Below are 18,492 nucleotides of genomic sequence, written 5' to 3' on the forward strand. Positions count from 1 at the left end.
GATGAACGACATCAGAGACCTGCTCCCGGGCCGGATGCGGGAGCGTACCTTCCAGCTCAAAGCCCGGCGGGACACCGGTGTGGCGTGGCATGAGCCGCAGTTTGTGGAATGCAAGCAGTGCGGCCGCCGTGCCACCCGCCAGATCTGGGCCAAGAGCCTTTTCGTCTGCCCCAACTGCGGCAATCACCAGCCCATCGGCGCGTACTACCGCCTGAGCCTTGTGCTGGACAGCGGCAGTTTCCGGGAGCTGGACGCAGAGCTGGCCCCGCAGGACGTGCTGGGCTTTCCCGGCTACACCGACAAGCTTGCCGCCCAGACCCAGAAGACGGGCCTCAGCGAGGCCGCTGTCGCGGCAGTGGGCCGCATCGGCGGCGTGTCGGTGGTGGCCGCCGTGCTGGACAGCCGCTTCTTTATGGGCAGCATGAGCACGGCCGTGGGCGAGAAGATCACCCGCGCCATCGAGTACGCGGCGGCGAAAAAACTGCCGCTGGTCATCTTTTCGGCCAGCGGCGGCGCCCGGATGCAGGAGGGCATTTTCAGCCTGATGCAGATGGCCAAGACCAGCGCCGCCATCGAGCGCTTTTCGGCTAAGGGCGGGCTGTACATCAGTGTGTTGACCCACCCCACTACCGGCGGCGTTACCGCCAGCTTTGCCAGCCTTGGCGACATCATGCTGGCCGAGCCGGGCGCACTCATCGGTTTTGCAGGCCCCCGCGTCATCGAGCAGACCATCGGCGAGCGCCTGCCCGAGGGCTTCCAGCGCAGCGAGTTCCAGCTGGAACACGGCTTTGTAGACAAGGTCGTCCCCCGCAGTGAGCTCCGCGCCACCCTCATCCAGCTGCTGCAGCTCCACGCAGGCGGGAGGAAAACGGAATGATAAAAGAACTTCTGGAGCAGCTTGCTCCTTTGGACGCCCAGATCGCTGCCCTGCGGGGCGGCGCACAGGACGAGGAGAGCCAGATGGCCGCCATCACGGCCCACGCCTCTGAGCTGGCCGAGCTGGCCGTGGAGGAGGATGAGATCCTCCGCTGCTGCGGCCCGCTGACCGCCGAGGACCGGGTCTTTCTGGCCCGCCATCCCGAGCGCCCCCACATCGACGAGACCATCAATGCTCTGTTCACCGATTTCTTTGAGCAGTGCGGCGACCGTCAGTGCCGGGAGGACAGCGCCATCCTGGGCGGCATCGCCCGCTTCCACGGGATGCCTGTGACCGTCATCGGCCACCGCAAAGGTTCCACACTGGAAGAGAACATGGCCTGCAACTTCGGTATGCCGGGACCGGAGGGCTACCGCAAGGCCCTCCGTCTCATGAAGCAGGCCGAAAAGTTTGGCCGCCCCATCATCACCTTCATCGACACGCCGGGCGCATACCCCGGCAAGGAGGCCGAAGAGCGGGGACAGGGCGAGGCTATCGCCCGAAACCTGATGGAGATGAGCGGTCTGACGGTTCCCGTCATCGCTGTCGTCACCGGCGAGGGCTCTTCCGGCGGCGCACTGGCGCTGGGTGTGGCAAACCACATCCTCATGCTGGAAAATGCCGTCTACTCGGTGCTCAGCCCTGAGGGCTTCGCCAGCATCCTGTGGAAGGATTCCTCCCGCAGCGGCGAAGCCTGCGAGATCATGAAGCTGACCGCACAGGACCTCTACAAGGACGGCATCGTCGAGGAGATCATCCCGGAGCCTGTGGGCGGCGCACAGCGCAGCCACGCGGCCCTGTTTGCTGCCATGGATACGGCTCTGAAAAACCACCTCACCGCCCTCTGCAAGATGAGCGGCAAGGCATTGGCCGACCAGCGGTACAAAAAATTTCGTCAGATCGGAGAAGCGAAACGAGAATGAACGGTTTGCAGTTGATCGCCACCGGCGGAGCTCTGCCCGGCCGCACGGTCACCAATGAAGAGTTGAGCCGCACCGTGGACACCAGCGACGAGTGGATCACCACCCGCACCGGCATCCGCGCCCGCCACTGGTGTACGGAGGAAGAATCCGCCGCCACGCTGGCCATCGCGGCGGCAAAGCAGGCGCTGGAGCGCAGTGGTCTTTCGCCGCAGGATATTGCCTGCTGTGTCTGCGCGACCCTTTCGGCCCCTGACGCCACCCCAAGTGTGGCCTGTCAGGTGCAGCGGGCGCTGAATCTGCCCGAAAACCGCCCCGCGCTGGATGTCAACGCCGCCTGCTCGGGCTTCATCTACGGCACCGCCGTGGCCCGCGGCCTGATGGCGACGCTGGGCGGACGGTACGCCCTCGTGGTGGGCTGCGAAGCGCTGTCCCGCCTGATGGACCAGACCGACCGCTCCACCTGTGTGCTCTTCGGCGACGGTGCGGGCGCAGCGATCTTTGAACTGTGCGACGCACCGTTTGCGATCACGCTGGGCGCACGGGGCGACGAGGCTATCCACGCAGGAGGCCCCTGCCGCACCGGCTCGGCCCCCATCAGCATGGACGGGCGTGCCGTCTTCCGCTTTGCGGTGGACGCGCTGCCCCGCTGTCTGCACGCGGTACTGGACGAGACGCAGCTGGCACTGGACGATGTGGACTGGGTGGTCTGCCATCAGGCCAACAGCCGCATCATCGACCACTGTGTGAAAGCGCTCCACGCCGACGCCGCAAAGTTCTACAAGAACATGGACCGCCACGGCAACACCAGCGCGGCCAGCATCCCGGTGGCCCTCAACGAGATGGCCGAAGCCGGTCTGCTCAAAGCCGGGCAGAAGGTATCCTGCATCGGCTTCGGCGGCGGATTGACCTGGGGCGGGATGCTGGTGACGTATGAACCTCTCCGTCAGCGCTGATGCGCTGACACCTCCCCTATCGAGGGGAGGCCTTGGCAGGCCGGGCCACTTTGCACTGATTGCCGAAAGCTTTTTATGGCGCAAAAGAGCGGGCCTTGCTTACGAGGGCAGGAACTTCTGGACAAACGCACCTTGTCAAGCCGGTGCTGACCTGGACAACAGGGCACTACCGTTTCCGAAATACTGAGCTTTGCTCGTCCAGCGTGGACTTGACCGGCACGCCAGTGGCTCCCCTATCAGGGGAGCTGTCTGCGAAGCAGACTGAGAGGTTCTTCCCGGGTGAGCGCTCTAAAGTAAAACCTATCAATAGGACGATTTACATGAAATTACTCAACGAGATATTAGGCACGAAATACCCCATCATTCAGGGCGGAATGGCCAACATCGCCACCGGCGAGTTTGCCGCTGCCTGCTCCAACGCCGGTGCGCTGGGCCTTATCGGCGCAGGCGGCATGAACGCTGAGACGCTGCGGGAGAACATCCGCCGCTGCAAGGCGCTCACCGACAAGCCCTTTGGCGTCAACATCATGCTGATGCACCCTCAGGCCGACGAGTTTGCGAAGATCGTCGTGGAAGAGGGCGTCAAGGTCGTCACCACCGGCGCAGGCAACCCCGGCAAGTACGTCCCCATGTGGAAGGAAGCCGGTATCAAGGTCATCCCCGTGGTGGCGGCGGCCGTTCTGGCTAAGCACCTTGCCCCTCTGGGCGTGGATGCCGTCATCGCCGAAGGCACCGAGAGCGGCGGCCATGTGGGCGAGATGACCACCATGGCCCTTGTCCCCCAGGTGGTGGATGCTGTAGATGTCCCTGTCATCGCGGCGGGCGGCATCGCCGATGGCCGCCAGCTGGCAGCAGCCTTCGCACTGGGAGCCTGCGGCGTTCAGGTGGGTACCTGCCTGCTGGTCAGTGAGGAATGCCCCGTCCACGAGAACTACAAGGCCGCGCTTCTGCGCGCCAAGGACAGCGACACCATCGTCACCGGCCGCATCGGCGGCACCCCCGTCCGTGTGCTGAAAAACCGGATGAGCCGCGAGTATGTCCGGCAGGAAAAGGCCGGTGCCGACAAGATGGAGCTGGAAAAATACACGCTGGGCAGTCTGCGGCGCGCCGTCTTTGAGGGCGACACCGCCACAGGCAGTCTGATGGCCGGTCAGGTGGCCGGTATGCTCCACGAGGTGCGGCCTGTGGCTGAGATCCTCGACGAGCTGTGGGAGAGCGGGAGGCAGCGGATGCATTCGCTGAGCGAGTTATGCTGACCCTCGCAGGCAAGCCGCTGGCCGTGCCTGTCTTACAGGGCGGCATGGGCGTGGGCGTTTCCCTCGGCGGGCTGGCCGGTGCGGTCGCGGCCTGCGGCGGCATGGGGTGCATCTCCACCGCCGACACAGGCTACCGCGAACCCGATTTTGCCCGTGACCCTTACGCAGCGAATCTCCGTGCGCTGAAAAAAGAGATCGCCAAAGCGAAAGAGATCGCAGGCGGCGCGGGACTGGTGGCCATCAACGCGATGGTCGCCACCCAGAACTACGCCGACGCCGTCCGCACGGCTGTGGAGGCAGGTGTGGATGCCATCGTATCGGGTGCGGGCCTCCCGCTGGAGCTGCCCGGCCTGGTGGAAAAAGCGGATGTTGCGCTGGCACCCATCGTGTCCAGCGGACGTGCTGCAAAACTCATCCTCCGCCGGTGGGCAAAAGCCTTCAACCGCACCGCCGACTTCGTGGTCATCGAGGGCTGCAAGGCTGGTGGGCATCTGGGCTTTTCGGAAGAAGAGCTTCTGGCCGGAAAATGCCAGACCCTCGACGAGATCCTGCCCGAAGTGCTGGCCGAGGTGAAGCCTTTCGAGGCTCAGTTCGGCCACGACATCCCGGTCTTCGTGGCCGGAGGTGTCTACACGGGCGAGGACATCGCCCACTATACTAAGATGGGTGCTGCGGGCGCACAGCTCGCCACCCGCTTCATCCCCACCTACGAGTGCGACGCCAGCCAGACCTATAAAGATGTCCTGCTGGCGGCCAGGCCCGAAGATGTGCGCATCATCCACAGCCCTGTGGGAATGCCGGGCCGTGCGCTGGCCACTCCGCTGGTGCAGAAGCTTGAACAGGGCCTGCGCTTCCCGCCGAAGCACTGCGCCCGCTGCCTCAAAGCCTGCGAGCCGGCCAAGGTGCCTTACTGCATCACCCACGCCCTCATCGAGGCCGTGAAGGGCAATGTGGAAGAGGGACTCTTCTTCTGCGGGGCCAACGTGGGCCGTCTCGACCGGATGCGCAGTGTCCGGGAGCTGATGGATGAACTGATGGATGATTGGAGGAAACACCAATGAAGCTTGCCATTCTGTATGCCGGTCAGGGCTCTCAGCACCCCGGCATGGGCAAAGACCTTTACGAGAGATACCCCGCGTTCCGGGAGGCGTTCAACGCCGCAGACCTTGACTTTGATTTGGAGAGCGTCTGCTTCGACGACCCGGAAGGCGTTTTGAATCTGACTCAGTACACCCAGCCCTGCATGGTGGCCTTCGCCGCCGGTGTCACGGCTGTCCTGAAGGAAAACGGCGTCAAGGCCGACTATCTGGCCGGTCTGTCGCTGGGCGAATACTCCGCGCTGGAAGCCGCCGGTGTCTTCACGGCCAAGCAGGCTGTGGAGCTGGCTGCCTTCCGCGGCAAGGCCATGGCCGACGCCGCCAAGGGCATCGAGTGCGGCATGACCGCTGTGATGAACCTTGACCGCGACGCACTGGCAAAGTGCTGCGAAGAGGCGTCCGCTCTGGGCTGTGTCCAGATCTGCAATTACAACTGCCCGGGCCAGCTGGTCATCGGCGGCGAAAAAGCCGCCGTGGAAAAGGCCGCTGAGCTGGCAAAAGCCGCAGGCGCACGCCGCTGCATCCCGCTGAAGGTCAGCGGCCCCTTCCACACCAGGCTGATGCACCCCGCCGGTGACGCACTGGCAAAGCGCTTTGCGTCTGAGCATTTCGGCGAGATGGAGACGCCTGTCCTTTTCAACTGCCTCGGCCACGAAAAGGCAGACAGCGACAGCATCCCCGCTCTGCTGGAAAAGCAGGTGCAGAGCAGCGTCTACATGGAAGATACCCTCCGCCGTCTGGGCGAGCTGGGCGTCACCGACATTCTCGAAGTCGGCCCGGGCAAGGCCCTGAGCGGCTTCGTGAAAAAGACGCTGGGCGCAGACGTCCACTGCACCGCTGTCGAGACGGCAGAAGAGCTGGAAGCTTTCCTCACCAGCTGGAAGGAGGCACAGGCATGAGCGAAGAAAAGCTGACCCGTGCCGCCGTCGTCACCGGCGGAAGCCGGGGCATCGGCCGGGCTGTCTGTGTCGCACTGGCAAAGCAGGGCTGCAACGTGGTGGTCAACTACTGCCACGGTGAGGCCGCTGCCGCCGAGACTGCCGCACTGTGCAAAGAGCTTGGCGTCGAGGCCGTCACCGTGCAGGCCGACGTCTCCACTGCCGAGGGCTGCAAGAAGCTGTTCGAAGAGGCAGTGAATGCCTTTGGTCGGGTGGATATTCTCGTCAACAACGCGGGCGTCACCCGCGACAACCTCATCCTCCGCCTTTCCGAGGAGGACTTCGACACCGTCCTGAACGCCAACCTCAAGGGTGCGTTCCTCTGCTGCAAGGAAGCTGCACGCCGGATGGTGCGCCAGCGCTATGGCCGCATCGTCAACCTGAGCAGCGTGGTGGGTCTGCGGGGCAACGCAGGCCAGACCAACTATTCCGCCAGCAAGGCGGGCCTCATCGGCCTGACCAAGAGCCTCGCCAAGGAGCTGGCCAGCCGGAACGTCACCGTCAACGCGGTGGCCCCCGGCTTCATCGCCACGGATATGACCGCCGCTCTGCCGGAGGCTGTCCGCACCGAGATGTGCAAGACCATCCCGGAGGGACGCGCCGGCCAGCCGGAGGACGTGGCAAACGCGGTGGCTTTCTTCGCCGCCGAACAAAGCAGCTATCTCACCGGGCAGGTGCTCTGTGTGGACGGCGGCATGGCAATGTAAAAAGGAGCTTTTTCTATGGAAAAACGCAGAGTCGTCATCACCGGTCTTGGCACCGTGAACCCTCTTGGAAATAACACCGCCGACAGCTGGGCCGCAGCCCGCGCAGGCAAGTGCGGCATCGGCCCCATCACCCAGTTCGACGCCAGCGAGTTCAAGTGCAAGCTGGCAGGCGAGGTCAAGGGCTTCGACCCCGAGACCGTCGTGGATAAAAAGGAAGCCCGCAAGATGGCCCGCTTCACCCTGCTGGCGCTGGGCGCTGCCGCTGAGGCCATCCAGGACAGCGGCATCGACTGCGAAGCCGAGGCCGAGAACATCGGCGTCATCGTGTCCAGCGGCATCGGCGGCCTGCCCACCATCGAGGAGCAGCACAGCCGCGGCGAGGAAAAGGGGATGGAGAAGGTCAGCCCCTACTTCGTCCCCATGGCGATCGCCAACATGGCGGCAGCACAGATCGCCATCCGCTTCGGCCTCAAGGGGATGTGTACCTGCCCGGTGACGGCCTGCGCAGGCGGCACCAACGCTGTGGGCGATGCGTTCCACCGCATCCGCGACGGCTACGAGCCGGTCATGGTCTGCGGCGGTGCCGAGAGCTGCATCAGCCCGCTGGGCATCGGCGGCTTTACCAGCATGAAGGCCCTCTCCACTGCTGCGGACCCTGATGCAGCCAGCCTTCCCTTCGACGCACGGCGCGGCGGCTTCGTCATGGGCGAGGGCAGCGGTGTGCTGGTGCTGGAAGAGCTGGAGCACGCCAAGGCCCGCGGCGCACACATCTATGCCGAAGTCGTGGGCTATGGCGCCAACTGCGACGCCTACCACTTCACGGCTCCCGCACCCGGCGGCGCAGGCGCCATCGGCTGCATGAAGCTGACCCTCAAGGACGGCGGCATTGCCCCCGAGCAGATCGACCACATCAATGCCCACGGCACCGGCACCCACATGAACGACAGCTGCGAGACTGCCGCCATCCACGCCGTCTTCGGCGACCACGCCAAGGACATCGCCGTCGTCAGCACCAAGAGCATGACCGGCCATCTGCTGGGCGGCGCAGGCGGCATCGAGGCCGTGTTCACCGCACTGGCCCTCCGCGACCAGTTCGCGCCCCCCACCATCCACTACGAGCAGCCCGACCCGGAGTGCGATCTGGACTATGTGCCGAATGTGGGCCGTGAGATGAAGATGGAGTACGCTCTGAGCAACAGCCTGGGCTTCGGCGGACACAACGCCTGCCTGGCCTTCAAGAAGTGGGAGGGCTGAGCGATGGCAGAACCCCGCACCGTGCGTGAAAACGCAAACAGCCTGACCAGCGAGGAGATCGCGGCCATCCTGCCCCACCGGTATCCCTTCGCCCTTGTGGACCGCATTCTGGACTACGAGCCGGGTCAGTGGGCCATTGGCCGCAAGTGCGTCACCCGCAACGAAGAATTCTTCTGCGGCCACTTCCCGGGCCAGCCGGTCATGCCCGGCGTCCTGATCCTCGAAGCGCTGGCCCAGACCGGCGCTGTCGCGGCCCTGAGCCTGCCCGAGAACAAAGGCAAGCTGGCCCTCTTTGGCGGCATCAAGAACGCCCGCTTCCGCAAGCAGGTCACCCCCGGCGACGTGCTCACCCTTCACTGTGAGCTGGTCGAGCAGCGCGGCCCGGTGGGCATCGGCAAAGCGTCCGCCTATGTGGACGGCAAGTGCGCCGCCACCGCAGAGCTGACCTTCGTATTAACGTAAAAAAGCATAAAAACAGAGAGGATAGTCATTCCTGAACTATCCTCTCTGTTTTTTTTTTTTATGCTTGATGAATTTATTTGACTGTGAGCCGTTTCCAAAAGGCTCTCCCTCTGGGAGAGCTGGCGCGTAAGCGCCTGAGAGGGCAAGCCCGTTGCGAAAGGGGCAGCGCGTTGCGATAGGCAGACTCTTTGTCGGAGGGATACTATCGCTGCGCTTATATTTGATCGTCAGCATCCTTGCCCTCTCCGTCACCTTCGGTGACACTGCCCGGGTTGCGGCTCCCAGCGTTTGCTTCGCTGCCGCTCGCATCCTGCTGGCCGCGGCCCCAACAGCGACTCCCTGTTTCCGCCACTGGCGGCGGTCGTCGTTGTTGCTCCTAACGAGGGGAGGCTTTGGCATTCCGTAAAGCTTCACCTCTTCGCCAGAGGCTCCCCTCGGTAGGGGAGCTGTCGAGCGAATGCGAGACTGAGAGGTTATCCCTTCGTCGCATACGTCACATCCAGCACCGGGCCGAAGGGGTCGAAGACGAGGCCCTCGATGCCGTTGGCCACCAGCAGCCGCTTCTGCTGGGTGAAGAGCGGTACGGCCACGGCCTGCTCGAGGAGCTGGCGCTCACAGGCGGCCAGCAGAGAGCAGCGGGTGCTGCCGGTGGCTGTGGCACTGGCCGAGAGCTGGGTGGTGTAAAGGGCGTCGCTGTAGCCGGTCAGCCCGCCGCCGATGGGGGAGAACTGGGCCAGCGCGGTGTAGACACTGCCGCCCTCGGCCTGCACGGGGGCGAGGGCGATGGTGTAGCTGCCGTTTTCGAGCCGCTTCTGGAACTCCTCCGGCTCCACCTCTTCCACCGAGAAGAAGAGCGAAAATTCCTTCTGCCATGCGCTGTTGATGAGCTCGGCGGTGTCACTGAGGCCGCTGCCGGAGGGCAGCAGCAGGGAGACGCGGCCAAAGTCGGAGGGGGAGACGCCGCCGTCGCGGGCGGCGATGTAGAGTGCGCGGGGGTCGCCGAAGGCCGGGCGGACATCGCCTGCCGTCTGCCGGTAGTCGATGCCGTCCACGGTCAGGCCGTCGGGGATGAGGCCCTTTGCCTCCGCGAACAGCCCGCCGCCGGGGACTTCCGCCGCCGAAGCGGCTGCACTGCCCAGTGCCTGCCGAAGCTCAGTGGAAGCAAAGATGGAGTCGCAGTTGAAGAGCAGCGCCCATGTGGTGTCGGAGTAGGACACGCTCTGCAGCGAGGTGGGGGTGCCGCTGTCGTCGAGGGCGGCGGTGCATTTTTCGTTGTTGATGAGCTCTTCGGCAGACTGGCCGGAGCTCGTGGTGTTCTCCACGAGGCGCAGGCTGTCGATTTGATTCCCCGAAGCCGCCCGGCGGAGGAAAAGGCCGCTGGACGTCCAGTTATAAAGGTAAAAGTGTCCGCTGGAAAGGGTGGAAGCGCTGGTCAGACCGTAGGTGCCTCGGGTGCTGTCAAAAAACGCTTCGTCGCAGGGCATCGCGCCGGGCAGCGTCAGCTTGGAGAGAAACGTCTCGTCGGGCGAGGAGAGTCGGAACACCAGTTTCAGCGGTTCCGCAGCGGTGACGCCCAGCGCGCTGGCGGGCTTCTGACCGGCCAGAACGGCGGCGCTGTTCTCGAGGGCAGAGAACTCCACGGCGTAGGGGGAGTTGGTGCCGGGGAGGAACATCCGCTGGAACGCGAAGACGAAGTCCTCGGCGGTGATGGCGTAGTCGGAGGGATCTCCCTTCGAGGCGGTATAGGTCAGACCGTCCTTCAAATAGAATGTATAGGTGAGCCGGTCGGCAGATACCTCCCACCGCTCACACAATTCCGGCGCGAGGCTGCCGTCCGGTGTACGGCGGACGAGGCCGCTGTAGAGGTTCTCGCAGGCGATGATGTCCGAGGCGCTGGACGCCACCTGCGGGTCGAGGTTCGCGGGGATGGAGTCCACGAACCAGGTAAAGCTGTTGGAGCCGGAGCCGCAGGCGGTCAGGCTCAGAACGAAAAACGCAGCCAGCAGGGCCGCGACAAAGCGAAGCTGTTTCAAGAAATGCATCCTTTCGGGTCGGTGCGGCCCTGTTTGTCTCAGAAAGTGATAAGAAATAGGAAAACTGCACCCGGACAGGCGCAGGAAAATTCTGGTGTCGAGTCGGCGCAATGCTGTTGATGCTGCGCCAAAAATCGAAATCGCTATAAGTGTAACAGAAACAGGCAGAAAAGACAATCGACATTTTGTTGATTTGGGTGGACATTTTGAGCCACGGTTTGTGTTTTTCCGTTGCCAATCGGAAACAAATGGTCTATAATGGGGGACGGCAATGCATTTTCTCCTGCGGCTGTGTGCGGAGGGGGTGCTACGGTAATATACATTTATAGAGGAGGTTCTTTTTTATGCAGAAGGAACAGCAGGAGCTTGCAAACCTCATCAAGGGCAAAAAGGTTGCCTTTATCGGCGCGGGCGTCAGCCATAAGACGCTCATCAAGGAGTTCGTGGAGCTGGGTGCGCACGTCACCCTCTGCGACCAGAAAAAGAGCGTGGAAGATTTCGGCGACTACGCCGCCACCATCAAGGAGCTGGGCATCGATCTGAGCCTCGGCGAGAATTACCTCGACGGCTTCAAGGGGCAGGACATCATCATGCGCACCCCGGGCTTCGTGGGCTATTTCGAGAAGCCTTTGCAGGACGCCATGGCCGCCGGCACCATGGTCACCAGCGAGGTGGAGCTGTTCTTCCAGTTCTGCCCCTGCGAGATCGTGGCCGTGACCGGCTCTGACGGCAAGACCACCACCACCACCCTTATCTCCAAGTTCTACGAGGCCGCAGGCCGCAGGGTGCATCTGGGCGGCAACATCGGCGCAGCCCTGCTGCCCATGCTGCCCGAGGTGAGCCCCGACGACGTGGCCGTGGTGGAACTGTCCAGCTTCCAGCTCATCAGTATGCACCAGAGCCCCAACATCGCCGTCGTCACCAACGTGACCCCCAACCACCTCGACCACCACAAGGATATGCAGGAGTACATCGACGCCAAGCGCAACATCCTGCTCTACCAGAAGCAGCCCTGCCGCGCCGTCCTCGGCTATGAGAACGAGATCAGCCGCTCCATGCAGAAGGACTGCAAGGGCAAGCAGGTCTGGTTCACCCGCCTGCACGAGACGGACAACGGTGCGTTCCTGCGGGAGGACGGGATGCTCTGCATGGCAGAGAACGGCGTCGTGACCCCCTTCCTCGCCCAGAAGGACGTGAAGCTGCGGGGCCTGCACAACATTGAGAACCTGCTGGCCGCTGCCGCCGCCGTCTGGGGCGAGGTGCCTGTGGAGGCCATCCAGCTGGTGGGCAGCAGCTTCACCGGCGTGGAGCACCGCATCGAGCCGGTGCGCGTGCTGGACGGCGTCACTTATTATAACGACTCCATCGGCACCAGCCCCACCCGCACTATCGCCGGTCTGCGCAGCTTCGACCAGAAGGTCATCCTCATCGCAGGCGGCTACGACAAGCACATCCCCTACGAGCCGCTGGCCCCTGAGATCACGGCCCATGTCAAGAACCTCGTGCTGATGGGTGCTACCGGCCCCCGCATCGAGAAGGCCGTGCGCGAAGACCCGAACTTCAACGAGGCCGAGCTGCCCATCCAGCACGCCGACAACATGCAGCACGCCGTGGAGCTGGCCCGCGCCTGCGCAAAGCCCGGTGACATCATCATTCTCTCGCCGGCCAGTGCTTCTTTTGACCTCTACCCGAACTTTGAAGTGCGCGGCCGCGAGTTCAAGAGCATCGTCAACGCGCTGAAGTGATCGCCCAAATCAAAATGCCCCGCCAGAAGCAGCGCTTTTTGAACGCCTGCCGGGGCAAGCTCTGTCTCGGGGCGACCATGCCGCTGGCGTTCGCCCTCTTCGGCAAGAGCCAGCCGGGCCGCTTTTTCGCCGGGCCGACGCTGGCGCTGGATGTCGGCGGCAGCACCGCGTGGCTGGCGGGTCACGCCAACCCCGAGGAGCTGGCGGGCTTTCTGGCCTTCTGCGGCTGTGAGGCCGTGGTGCTGGATGAAGCCGAGTGTCCGCCGCCCACGGGCTGGAAGCGGGCCAAGACGCACAGCGTCTTCGGCCTTGCGCCGGGGCGTCAGCTGCCGCTGCCTGAGGCGGACGCTTCCCTCTGGCAAAGTCTTGCCAAAAACACAGAACCTGCCGCCGGAAAAGCAGCGGATCTGCTTTTCCCTGACAGGCCCTCAAAACGGGACGACTTTTACTCTGAGCTCTGCTCCAAGCGCAGCCGGGGCCTTGCCCGGGTCTGGACGCTGGAACGGGAAGAAAACATCATCTGTACGGTGGGAGCCTACGCGCTGGCAAATGGTCAGGCATACATGGCCTGCGGCGAGACCGTGGAAGCTCTGCGGGGCAAAGGCGTCGGCGGGCGGCTCATCGTCGAGATGGCAAATGCCCTCGCCGCCGAAGGCTGGATGCCTGTCTTCCTGTGCAGCCCCGAGCGGGTGCATTTCTATACCCGGCTGGGCTTTGAAAAGATGGGGGAGTATGCACGATATGAAGTACAATAACAATTAAGGATTCATTATAATGTCAATGTTAAATCACTTTTTCGATTATAAACCCGAAGTTCTGGCGCTGGATGAAAAAGCCCTCGAGCTCTGCCAGCCCTACTTCAAGCAGATGGAGGACATCCGCGACTACAACCAGCTCAAGATGCTGAAAGCCTTTGCGGACACCCAGATGTCCTCCACCGATATGCTGGGAACCACCGGCTACGGCCTGTGGGACACCGGCCGCGCCAAGCTCGAGCAGATCTTTGCCGAGGTGATGGGCGCCGAAGATGCACTGGTGCGCAGCCAGTTCCAGAGCGGCACCCACACGCTGGCCGTGGCCCTCTTTGGTCTGCTGCGGGCAGGCGATACCCTGCTGGCCGCCACGGGCCGTCCGTATGACACGCTGGAAGGGGTCATCGGTCTGGATGGCAAGGGCAAAGGCACCGGAACCCTGATGGATTACGGCATCAAGTACGACGAGGCCCCGCTGAAGGCCGACTTTACCCCGGACTATGAGCTCATCGCCCAGAAAGCCCCGGGCGCGAAGGTCTGCCACATCCAGCGCAGCCGCGGCTACCTGCAGCGCAACGCCTTCGACCTCGACACCATCCGCAAGGTGGCCGACACCGCCCGCGCCGCCAACCCCGACATCATCATCTTTGTGGACAACTGCTACGGCGAGTTCACCCAGAAGGAAGAACCCTGCCAGGCCGGTGCAGACCTCGTGGTGGGCAGCCTCATCAAGAACCCCGGCGGCGGCATCGCCCCCACCGGCGGCTATATCGCAGGCCGGAAAGACCTCGTGGAGCTCTGTGCCTACCGCCTGAACGCCCCCGGCCTCGGCAAGGAGCTGGGCTGCACCCTCGAGACGCCCCGCGATATGTATCTGGGCTTCTACTACGCCCCCGGCGTGGTCTGCGAGGCCATCAAGACGGCCATCTACGCCCAGTGCCTGCTGGAACTGGTGGGCAAAAAGCCCATCCCTCGCTACTGCGAGGCCCACAACGACATCGTCACCTGCTTTGATGCCGGTACGGCGGACGCCCTCATCGGCTTCTGCCGGGGAGTTCAGGCCGCAAGTCCCGTGGACAGCTACGCCGCCCCGGAACCTTCTCCGGAACCGGGCTACACCGACGAAGTCATCATGGCCAGCGGCAGCTTTACCCAGGGCAGCACCATCGAGCTTTCCTGCGACGGCCCGCTGCGTGAGCCGTATACCTGCTACCTGCAGGGCGGCCTGAACTTCGCCGCCAGCCGCGCAGGCGTCCTGCTGGCTGTGCAGAATGCGTATTTTAAGGACTGAACCTCTCAGTCACCTTCGGTGCCAGCTCCCCTCTCGAGGGGAGACTAAGATGAAAAGGATCAAAAAATGCCACGATTAAGCGACCGCGTCGGCACCTTTACCGACTCCGTCATCCGCCGGATGACCCGCATCAACAACCAATACGATTCCATCAACCTGTCGCAGGGCTTCCCTGATTTCGACCCGCCGCAGGAGCTGACCGACGCGCTGGCCAAAGCCGCCCACGACGGCCCCCATCAGTACGCCGTGACCTTCGGCGCGCAGAACTTCCGGGAGGCGCTGGCAAAAAAGACCAGCCCGGCCCTCCACCACGAGGTGGACCCCAACACGGAAATCTGCGTCACCTGCGGCGGCACCGAGGCCATGATGGCCGCCATGATGACCATCTGCAACCCCGGCGACAAGGTGATGGTCTTCTCGCCGTTTTATGAGAACTACGGCGCAGACGCCATCCTCTCGGGGGCTGAACCCATCTACATCCCGTTGGTGCCGCCGGAGTATGAGTTCGACTTGAGCCTCATCGAGAAGGGCTTTGCCGAGGGTGCCAAGGCGCTCATCCTCTGCAACCCCTCCAACCCCTGCGGCAAGGTCTTCCGCCGCGACGAGCTGGAAGCCATCGCCAGGCTTGCCATCAAGTACGACGCTTTTGTGGTGACGGACGAAGTGTATGAGCACATCGTCTATGCCCCGGCAGAGCACATCTGCATGGCCAGCCTGCCCGGTATGTTCGAGCACACCATCACCTGCAACTCCCTCTCAAAGACCTACTCCATCACCGGCTGGCGTCTGGGCTACCTCATCGGCCCGGCCTACGTCATCGAGGGAGCCCGCAAGGTGCATGACTTCCTGACTGTCGGTGCAGCCGCACCCCTGCAGGAGGCCGCCGTCGCCGGTTTGACCATGCCCGCAAGCTATTATGAAGGGCTGCGCGCTCTTTATACCGAGAAGCGCGACCACTTCCTTGCCGGGCTGGATGCCATCGGCCTCAAGCACAACGTCCCGCAGGGTACTTATTTTGTCATGATAGACATTTCAGATTTCCTCGCCCTGCCCCAGTTCAAGGGCTGGACCGACCTGGAATTCTGTGAGTGGATGATAAAAAACATCGGTGTGGCGGCTGTCCCCGGCTCGAGCTTCTTCAAAGAGCCGGTCAACCACCTCATCCGGATGCATTTTGCCCGCGGCACCGACGTGCTGGACGAGGCGATGCATCGTCTGGCAAAGCTGACGGAGCTGCTGAAATATAGCAGTTTGCGTTTTTAATGCACAAGCAACAGCCGCAAACTGCATATCGCAAAGATGCAGTTTTGACCGGCACTATTTTTGAAAATTGCGATAAGAAAGAGGACATCATGCGATTTTTTGCGTGATGTCCTCTTTCTTTATCGAGAGATAGATCTTATCAGCGGCCTTACCCTCTCAGTCTGTAAGTAAGGGGAGCCGCAGCGTGAAAATGCTGCCCTTGCCGACTTCACTTTGCAATGTGATCTCGCCGTGGTGGAGGTGGGCCAGCTCCTGCGCGATGGTCAGGCCGAGGCCGGTGGAGTCGTGTTTTTTGTCGGCGGTGGTATGGAAGTATCGGTCAAAGACGGCGCTCTGGTCTTCCGGCGCGATGCCGCAGCCGGTGTCCTGTACGCTGACACAGGCCGTTTCGCCCTCGGCGCGGCAGTCCACATGGATGCTGCCCCCGGCGGGAGTATAGTGGATGGCGTTGGTGACAAGGTTCTGGATAATTTGCTGTAACCGCACGCTGTCGCCCCAGACAGGCAGAGGAGTGTCGGCGCTGACATGGAGTTCGACGCCCTTCTGGTCGGCCTCGCTCCGGCAGGCGGCGCAGACGGCGGCGGCTTCTTCGTTGAGGGCGGCGCGGTCTTCGTTGAGCAGGATCTGCTTCTGCTCGAGCTTTGCCGCGAGGAAGAGGTCTTCCGTCAGCCGCCGCAGGAATTCAATGCGCTGACGCAGAGCCGGAAGCAGGGCCGGAAGGGCCTCGGGAGCCGATTCCAGCGTTTCCAGCCCGCCGCTGACGGCAAAGAGAGGGCTGCGCAGGTCGTGGAAGATGTTGAGCATCATGCTCTTGCGGGCCTCGGTCTCGGCGGTCAGCTCTTTTGTCCGCTCTGCCACCCGGGCGTCCAGCTCCCGGGCCAGCTGCTCGGTGCGGTCGAAGAGGAGAGCGAACCGCCGGCAGACGAACACCATGCAGCCGATGGCAAAGGGAAGGTCGTAGAGGCGGGCGCAGCGCAGCAGGTAGAAGGGGACAGACTCCACAAAAAGCACGCTGTCCAGCCCGGGCATCAGCGCCCAGACCCGGAAGCCGGTGGTGACAGCACCGGGCAGGAGCATCAGAGCGGCACCCTCATAGTCTGCGTTCACGGCGGCCATTAAGTAATAAAGGCAGAGGCACATGCCCGCTACCAGCATCCCGACCCGCAGCGGGGGATAGCTGCTCGTGGACAGCGCAAAGAAGACGACGCATCCGGCGGCAAGCGCAAGGAGCCCCCGCCCGGAGCGGGGCAGTTTTACCCCCAGCAGCCCTGCCGCCAGCAGTGCCGAGGCCAGCACAGTGAGGGAGAAGAAGGAGCGGAGGATGCGCTGGAGCAGACGGTTCCGGATGGCCGGGAAGAAGAAGACCATCAGCGCCCAGACGCTCATAATGACGAGGTAGAGCAGAAAGTACCCCAGCTCCGGCAGGTGCTTATAGTGGTAGAGTGCCAGCAGCACCATCCCCATGGTCACAAAGGCCGTCAGAGCGATGAGCTGAGTCATGGTGCGGAAGCGGAATGCCCGGGAGGCGAAGGCGGAAGTCATCAGCCATGTCTGGGGGCTGCGGCCGCAGGTGAACACCAGCTCCACCGTCTCGCCGGGCGTGACGTCCAGTGCATACAGCTCCCCCGAGCGCTCGAGGCTGGTGAGGCTCTCAGGGGCCAGCGGCGCCGCTGTGTTGGTGACGCAGAGGGTGAGGGACGGGATGTCTTCCCCCACCGTGAAAGTAAAGTGCCACTGGCCGGGGGCTTCCTGCCGCCAGCCGTCCAGCGCGATACCCTGGGCGGCGTGCTGGGCTGTGAGCACACTGCCGCTGTGCAGATGCTCGAACTGCGCGTTGCCCCAGATACCGGCCAGCACGATAGAGGCCGTGAGCAGGGCGGAGAAAATCAGAATGGGCCATTTTTGCTTCATGGCGATGCCTCCCCTTGTAGATGTGCAAAAAATAAGGTATACTATAGTATATCAAATCGTGCGAAAAAAGGGGAGGGCTGACAGGATGATCCGCGTATTGTTGGTGGAAGATGACCCCGTGATCCGCGACACCACATGCTATTTTCTGAAAAGTCAGCAGAATTTTGAGGTGGTCTGTGCAGAGACAGGCGGCGACGCTTTGAGCCATGCGCGGGAAAAGTTCGATGTCATCCTGATGGACATCCTTCTCCCGGACACCAACGGCGTGGACCTCTGCCAGCGTCTGCGCAGCTGGCACCACTGCCCCATCATCTTCACATCCTGTCTGGACGATACCGATACCATCGTCCGCGCGCTGGAAATGGGCGGCGACGACTTTCTGGCAAAGCCCTATCATAACAAGATCCTGCTGGCCCGCATCATGGCCAACATCCGCCGGGTGCAGATGGACGGCGCAGAGCCCAGCGTCAACGGCTACCACTGCGCGGCCTTCACGCTGGATGCCAACAGCCACAGCGTGGAGAAGGATGGCCGCAGCGTCCATCTGGCCGACATGGAATATCGCATCCTCACCCTCTTCGTCCGCTACCCGAACACCTTCTTCACGGCCAACGAGCTCTACCAGAAGATATGGGGCAAGGAAAGCCTCGGCGATGTGCGGACGGTGCAGGTACATATCCACAACCTCCGCAGCAAGATAGAACCCGACCCGGCAAAGCCCGTCTACTTAAAAAATGTCTGGGGCAAGGGTTATGTCTTCCAGCCGGACGGCGGCAAGGTTTAAGAATCGTTTTGATGAGAGCGCCGACTTCTTAAGGAAACTTAAGCGGTCGGCGCTCTTTTTGGACTTGTTAAGCAAATAATTAACGAGAATGTCCAGAATTGAACGAAGAAATGGCCAGGATGTTTAAGGATTCTTAAAAGACAGACCCTTGAATTTGTGTTAAATTATTATCGAACGATGTGGGCGGCAGTGCAAGAAGGTCTGCCG

16 protein-coding genes are annotated in these 18,492 nt (G+C 62.7%); 14 read left to right on the forward strand and 2 right to left on the reverse strand.

The window, feature by feature from the left end; all coding sequences use genetic code 11:
* The first annotated feature begins 1 nt into the window (after position 1).
* The 9 genes from accD to fabZ all read left to right on the forward strand — a co-directional run bounded on the left by accD (position 2) and on the right by fabZ (position 8,506).
* Positions 2-877 carry an acetyl-CoA carboxylase, carboxyltransferase subunit beta gene (gene accD / locus F3G95_RS08540; RefSeq protein ID WP_149794609.1) on the forward strand — a complete coding sequence of 292 codons (876 nt, stop codon included), beginning with the start codon at positions 2-4 and terminating at the stop codon, positions 875-877.
* Entirely contained in the window at positions 874-1,839 is a 966-nt protein-coding gene (locus F3G95_RS08545) for an acetyl-CoA carboxylase carboxyltransferase subunit alpha (RefSeq protein ID WP_149794610.1), read from the forward strand. The genes accD and F3G95_RS08545 overlap by 4 nt, the downstream gene beginning before the upstream one ends.
* Positions 1,836-2,792 (forward strand): beta-ketoacyl-ACP synthase 3, encoded by a 957-nt coding sequence (locus tag F3G95_RS08550; RefSeq protein WP_149794611.1) that lies wholly within the window; start codon positions 1,836-1,838, stop codon positions 2,790-2,792. Before F3G95_RS08545 ends, F3G95_RS08550 begins: the two co-directional genes overlap by 4 nt.
* Positions 2,793-3,016: 224 nt before the next feature.
* Positions 3,017-4,048 (forward strand): nitronate monooxygenase, encoded by a 1,032-nt coding sequence (locus tag F3G95_RS08555; RefSeq protein ID WP_279240235.1) that lies wholly within the window; start codon positions 3,017-3,019, stop codon positions 4,046-4,048.
* Positions 4,042-5,109 carry a nitronate monooxygenase family protein gene (locus F3G95_RS08560; protein ID WP_149794613.1) on the forward strand — a complete coding sequence of 356 codons (1,068 nt, stop codon included), beginning with the start codon at positions 4,042-4,044 and terminating at the stop codon, positions 5,107-5,109. The genes F3G95_RS08555 and F3G95_RS08560 overlap by 7 nt, the downstream gene beginning before the upstream one ends.
* Positions 5,106-6,044: an ACP S-malonyltransferase gene (gene fabD, locus F3G95_RS08565; RefSeq protein ID WP_149794614.1), complete on the forward strand. Its 939-nt coding sequence runs from the start codon at positions 5,106-5,108 to the stop codon at positions 6,042-6,044. The genes F3G95_RS08560 and fabD overlap by 4 nt, the downstream gene beginning before the upstream one ends.
* Positions 6,041-6,790, forward strand: a complete 750-nt coding sequence (gene fabG, locus F3G95_RS08570) for a 3-oxoacyl-[acyl-carrier-protein] reductase (RefSeq protein WP_149794615.1) — start codon at positions 6,041-6,043, stop codon at positions 6,788-6,790. The genes fabD and fabG overlap by 4 nt, the downstream gene beginning before the upstream one ends.
* 15 nt (positions 6,791-6,805) lie before the next feature.
* Complete coding sequence (gene fabF / locus F3G95_RS08575; RefSeq protein WP_149794616.1) at positions 6,806-8,044, forward strand: beta-ketoacyl-ACP synthase II; 1,239 nt, start codon at positions 6,806-6,808, stop codon at positions 8,042-8,044.
* Between the two features lie 3 nt (positions 8,045-8,047).
* Positions 8,048-8,506, forward strand: coding sequence for a 3-hydroxyacyl-ACP dehydratase FabZ (fabZ, locus tag F3G95_RS08580; protein WP_149794617.1), 459 nt, complete (start codon positions 8,048-8,050; stop codon positions 8,504-8,506).
* A 473-nt stretch (positions 8,507-8,979) separates the two neighbouring features.
* Here fabZ and F3G95_RS08585 read toward each other — a convergent pair whose 3' ends face one another.
* A complete protein-coding gene (locus tag F3G95_RS08585; protein ID WP_149794618.1) occupies positions 8,980-10,548 on the reverse strand; it encodes an ABC transporter substrate-binding protein in 1,569 nt (522 codons plus the stop codon).
* A 335-nt stretch (positions 10,549-10,883) separates the two neighbouring features.
* Between F3G95_RS08585 and murD the strand changes: the two genes are divergently transcribed.
* From murD to F3G95_RS08605, 4 genes are all read left to right on the forward strand, one after another.
* The gene (gene murD, locus F3G95_RS08590) at positions 10,884-12,284 is read left to right on the forward strand and encodes a UDP-N-acetylmuramoyl-L-alanine--D-glutamate ligase (protein WP_149794619.1); all 1,401 of its coding nucleotides are present in this window, start codon (positions 10,884-10,886) and stop codon (positions 12,282-12,284) included.
* A 14-nt stretch (positions 12,285-12,298) separates the two neighbouring features.
* Positions 12,299-13,039, forward strand: coding sequence for a GNAT family N-acetyltransferase (locus F3G95_RS08595; protein WP_243130335.1), 741 nt, complete (start codon positions 12,299-12,301; stop codon positions 13,037-13,039).
* 25 nt (positions 13,040-13,064) lie between these two features.
* On the forward strand, positions 13,065-14,327 hold the full coding sequence (locus F3G95_RS08600; protein ID WP_149794636.1) for a methionine gamma-lyase family protein: 1,263 nt from the start codon (positions 13,065-13,067) through the stop codon (positions 14,325-14,327).
* A gap of 66 nt (positions 14,328-14,393) precedes the next feature.
* Positions 14,394-15,590, forward strand: a complete 1,197-nt coding sequence (locus tag F3G95_RS08605; RefSeq protein ID WP_149794621.1) for a pyridoxal phosphate-dependent aminotransferase — start codon at positions 14,394-14,396, stop codon at positions 15,588-15,590.
* 156 nt (positions 15,591-15,746) lie between these two features.
* Here the strand turns inward: F3G95_RS08605 and F3G95_RS08610 are convergent, their stop codons facing one another.
* Positions 15,747-17,501 (reverse strand): HAMP domain-containing sensor histidine kinase, encoded by a 1,755-nt coding sequence (locus F3G95_RS08610; protein ID WP_149794622.1) that lies wholly within the window; start codon positions 17,499-17,501, stop codon positions 15,747-15,749.
* A gap of 85 nt (positions 17,502-17,586) precedes the next feature.
* Between F3G95_RS08610 and F3G95_RS08615 the strand changes: the two genes are divergently transcribed.
* Complete coding sequence (locus tag F3G95_RS08615) at positions 17,587-18,285, forward strand: response regulator transcription factor (RefSeq protein WP_149794623.1); 699 nt, start codon at positions 17,587-17,589, stop codon at positions 18,283-18,285.
* Positions 18,286-18,492: the final 207 nt, after the last annotated feature.

Origin of the sequence: Faecalibacterium sp. Marseille-P9312, from assembly GCF_902497445.1 — a bacterium.
GTDB classification, from domain to species: domain Bacteria; phylum Bacillota; class Clostridia; order Oscillospirales; family Ruminococcaceae; genus Faecalibacterium; species Faecalibacterium longum.

Bases quoted from the DNA above. Each gene is read 5' to 3' on its own strand.
- accD (WP_149794609.1), top strand. From the start codon at position 2: ATGAACGACATCAGAGACCTGCTCCCGGGCCGGATGCGGGAGCGTACC.
- F3G95_RS08545 (WP_149794610.1), top strand. From the start codon at position 874: ATGATAAAAGAACTTCTGGAGCAGCTTGCTCCTTTGGACGCCCAGATC.
- F3G95_RS08550 (WP_149794611.1), top strand. From the start codon at position 1,836: ATGAACGGTTTGCAGTTGATCGCCACCGGCGGAGCTCTGCCCGGCCGC.
- F3G95_RS08560 (WP_149794613.1), top strand. From the start codon at position 4,042: ATGCTGACCCTCGCAGGCAAGCCGCTGGCCGTGCCTGTCTTACAGGGC.
- fabD (WP_149794614.1), top strand. From the start codon at position 5,106: ATGAAGCTTGCCATTCTGTATGCCGGTCAGGGCTCTCAGCACCCCGGC.
- fabG (WP_149794615.1), top strand. From the start codon at position 6,041: ATGAGCGAAGAAAAGCTGACCCGTGCCGCCGTCGTCACCGGCGGAAGC.
- fabF (WP_149794616.1), top strand. From the start codon at position 6,806: ATGGAAAAACGCAGAGTCGTCATCACCGGTCTTGGCACCGTGAACCCT.
- fabZ (WP_149794617.1), top strand. From the start codon at position 8,048: ATGGCAGAACCCCGCACCGTGCGTGAAAACGCAAACAGCCTGACCAGC.
- F3G95_RS08585 (WP_149794618.1), bottom strand. From the start codon at position 10,548: ATGCATTTCTTGAAACAGCTTCGCTTTGTCGCGGCCCTGCTGGCTGCG.
- murD (WP_149794619.1), top strand. From the start codon at position 10,884: ATGCAGAAGGAACAGCAGGAGCTTGCAAACCTCATCAAGGGCAAAAAG.
- F3G95_RS08595 (WP_243130335.1), top strand. From the start codon at position 12,299: ATGCCCCGCCAGAAGCAGCGCTTTTTGAACGCCTGCCGGGGCAAGCTC.
- F3G95_RS08600 (WP_149794636.1), top strand. From the start codon at position 13,065: ATGTTAAATCACTTTTTCGATTATAAACCCGAAGTTCTGGCGCTGGAT.
- F3G95_RS08605 (WP_149794621.1), top strand. From the start codon at position 14,394: ATGCCACGATTAAGCGACCGCGTCGGCACCTTTACCGACTCCGTCATC.
- F3G95_RS08610 (WP_149794622.1), bottom strand. From the start codon at position 17,501: ATGAAGCAAAAATGGCCCATTCTGATTTTCTCCGCCCTGCTCACGGCC.
- F3G95_RS08615 (WP_149794623.1), top strand. From the start codon at position 17,587: ATGATCCGCGTATTGTTGGTGGAAGATGACCCCGTGATCCGCGACACC.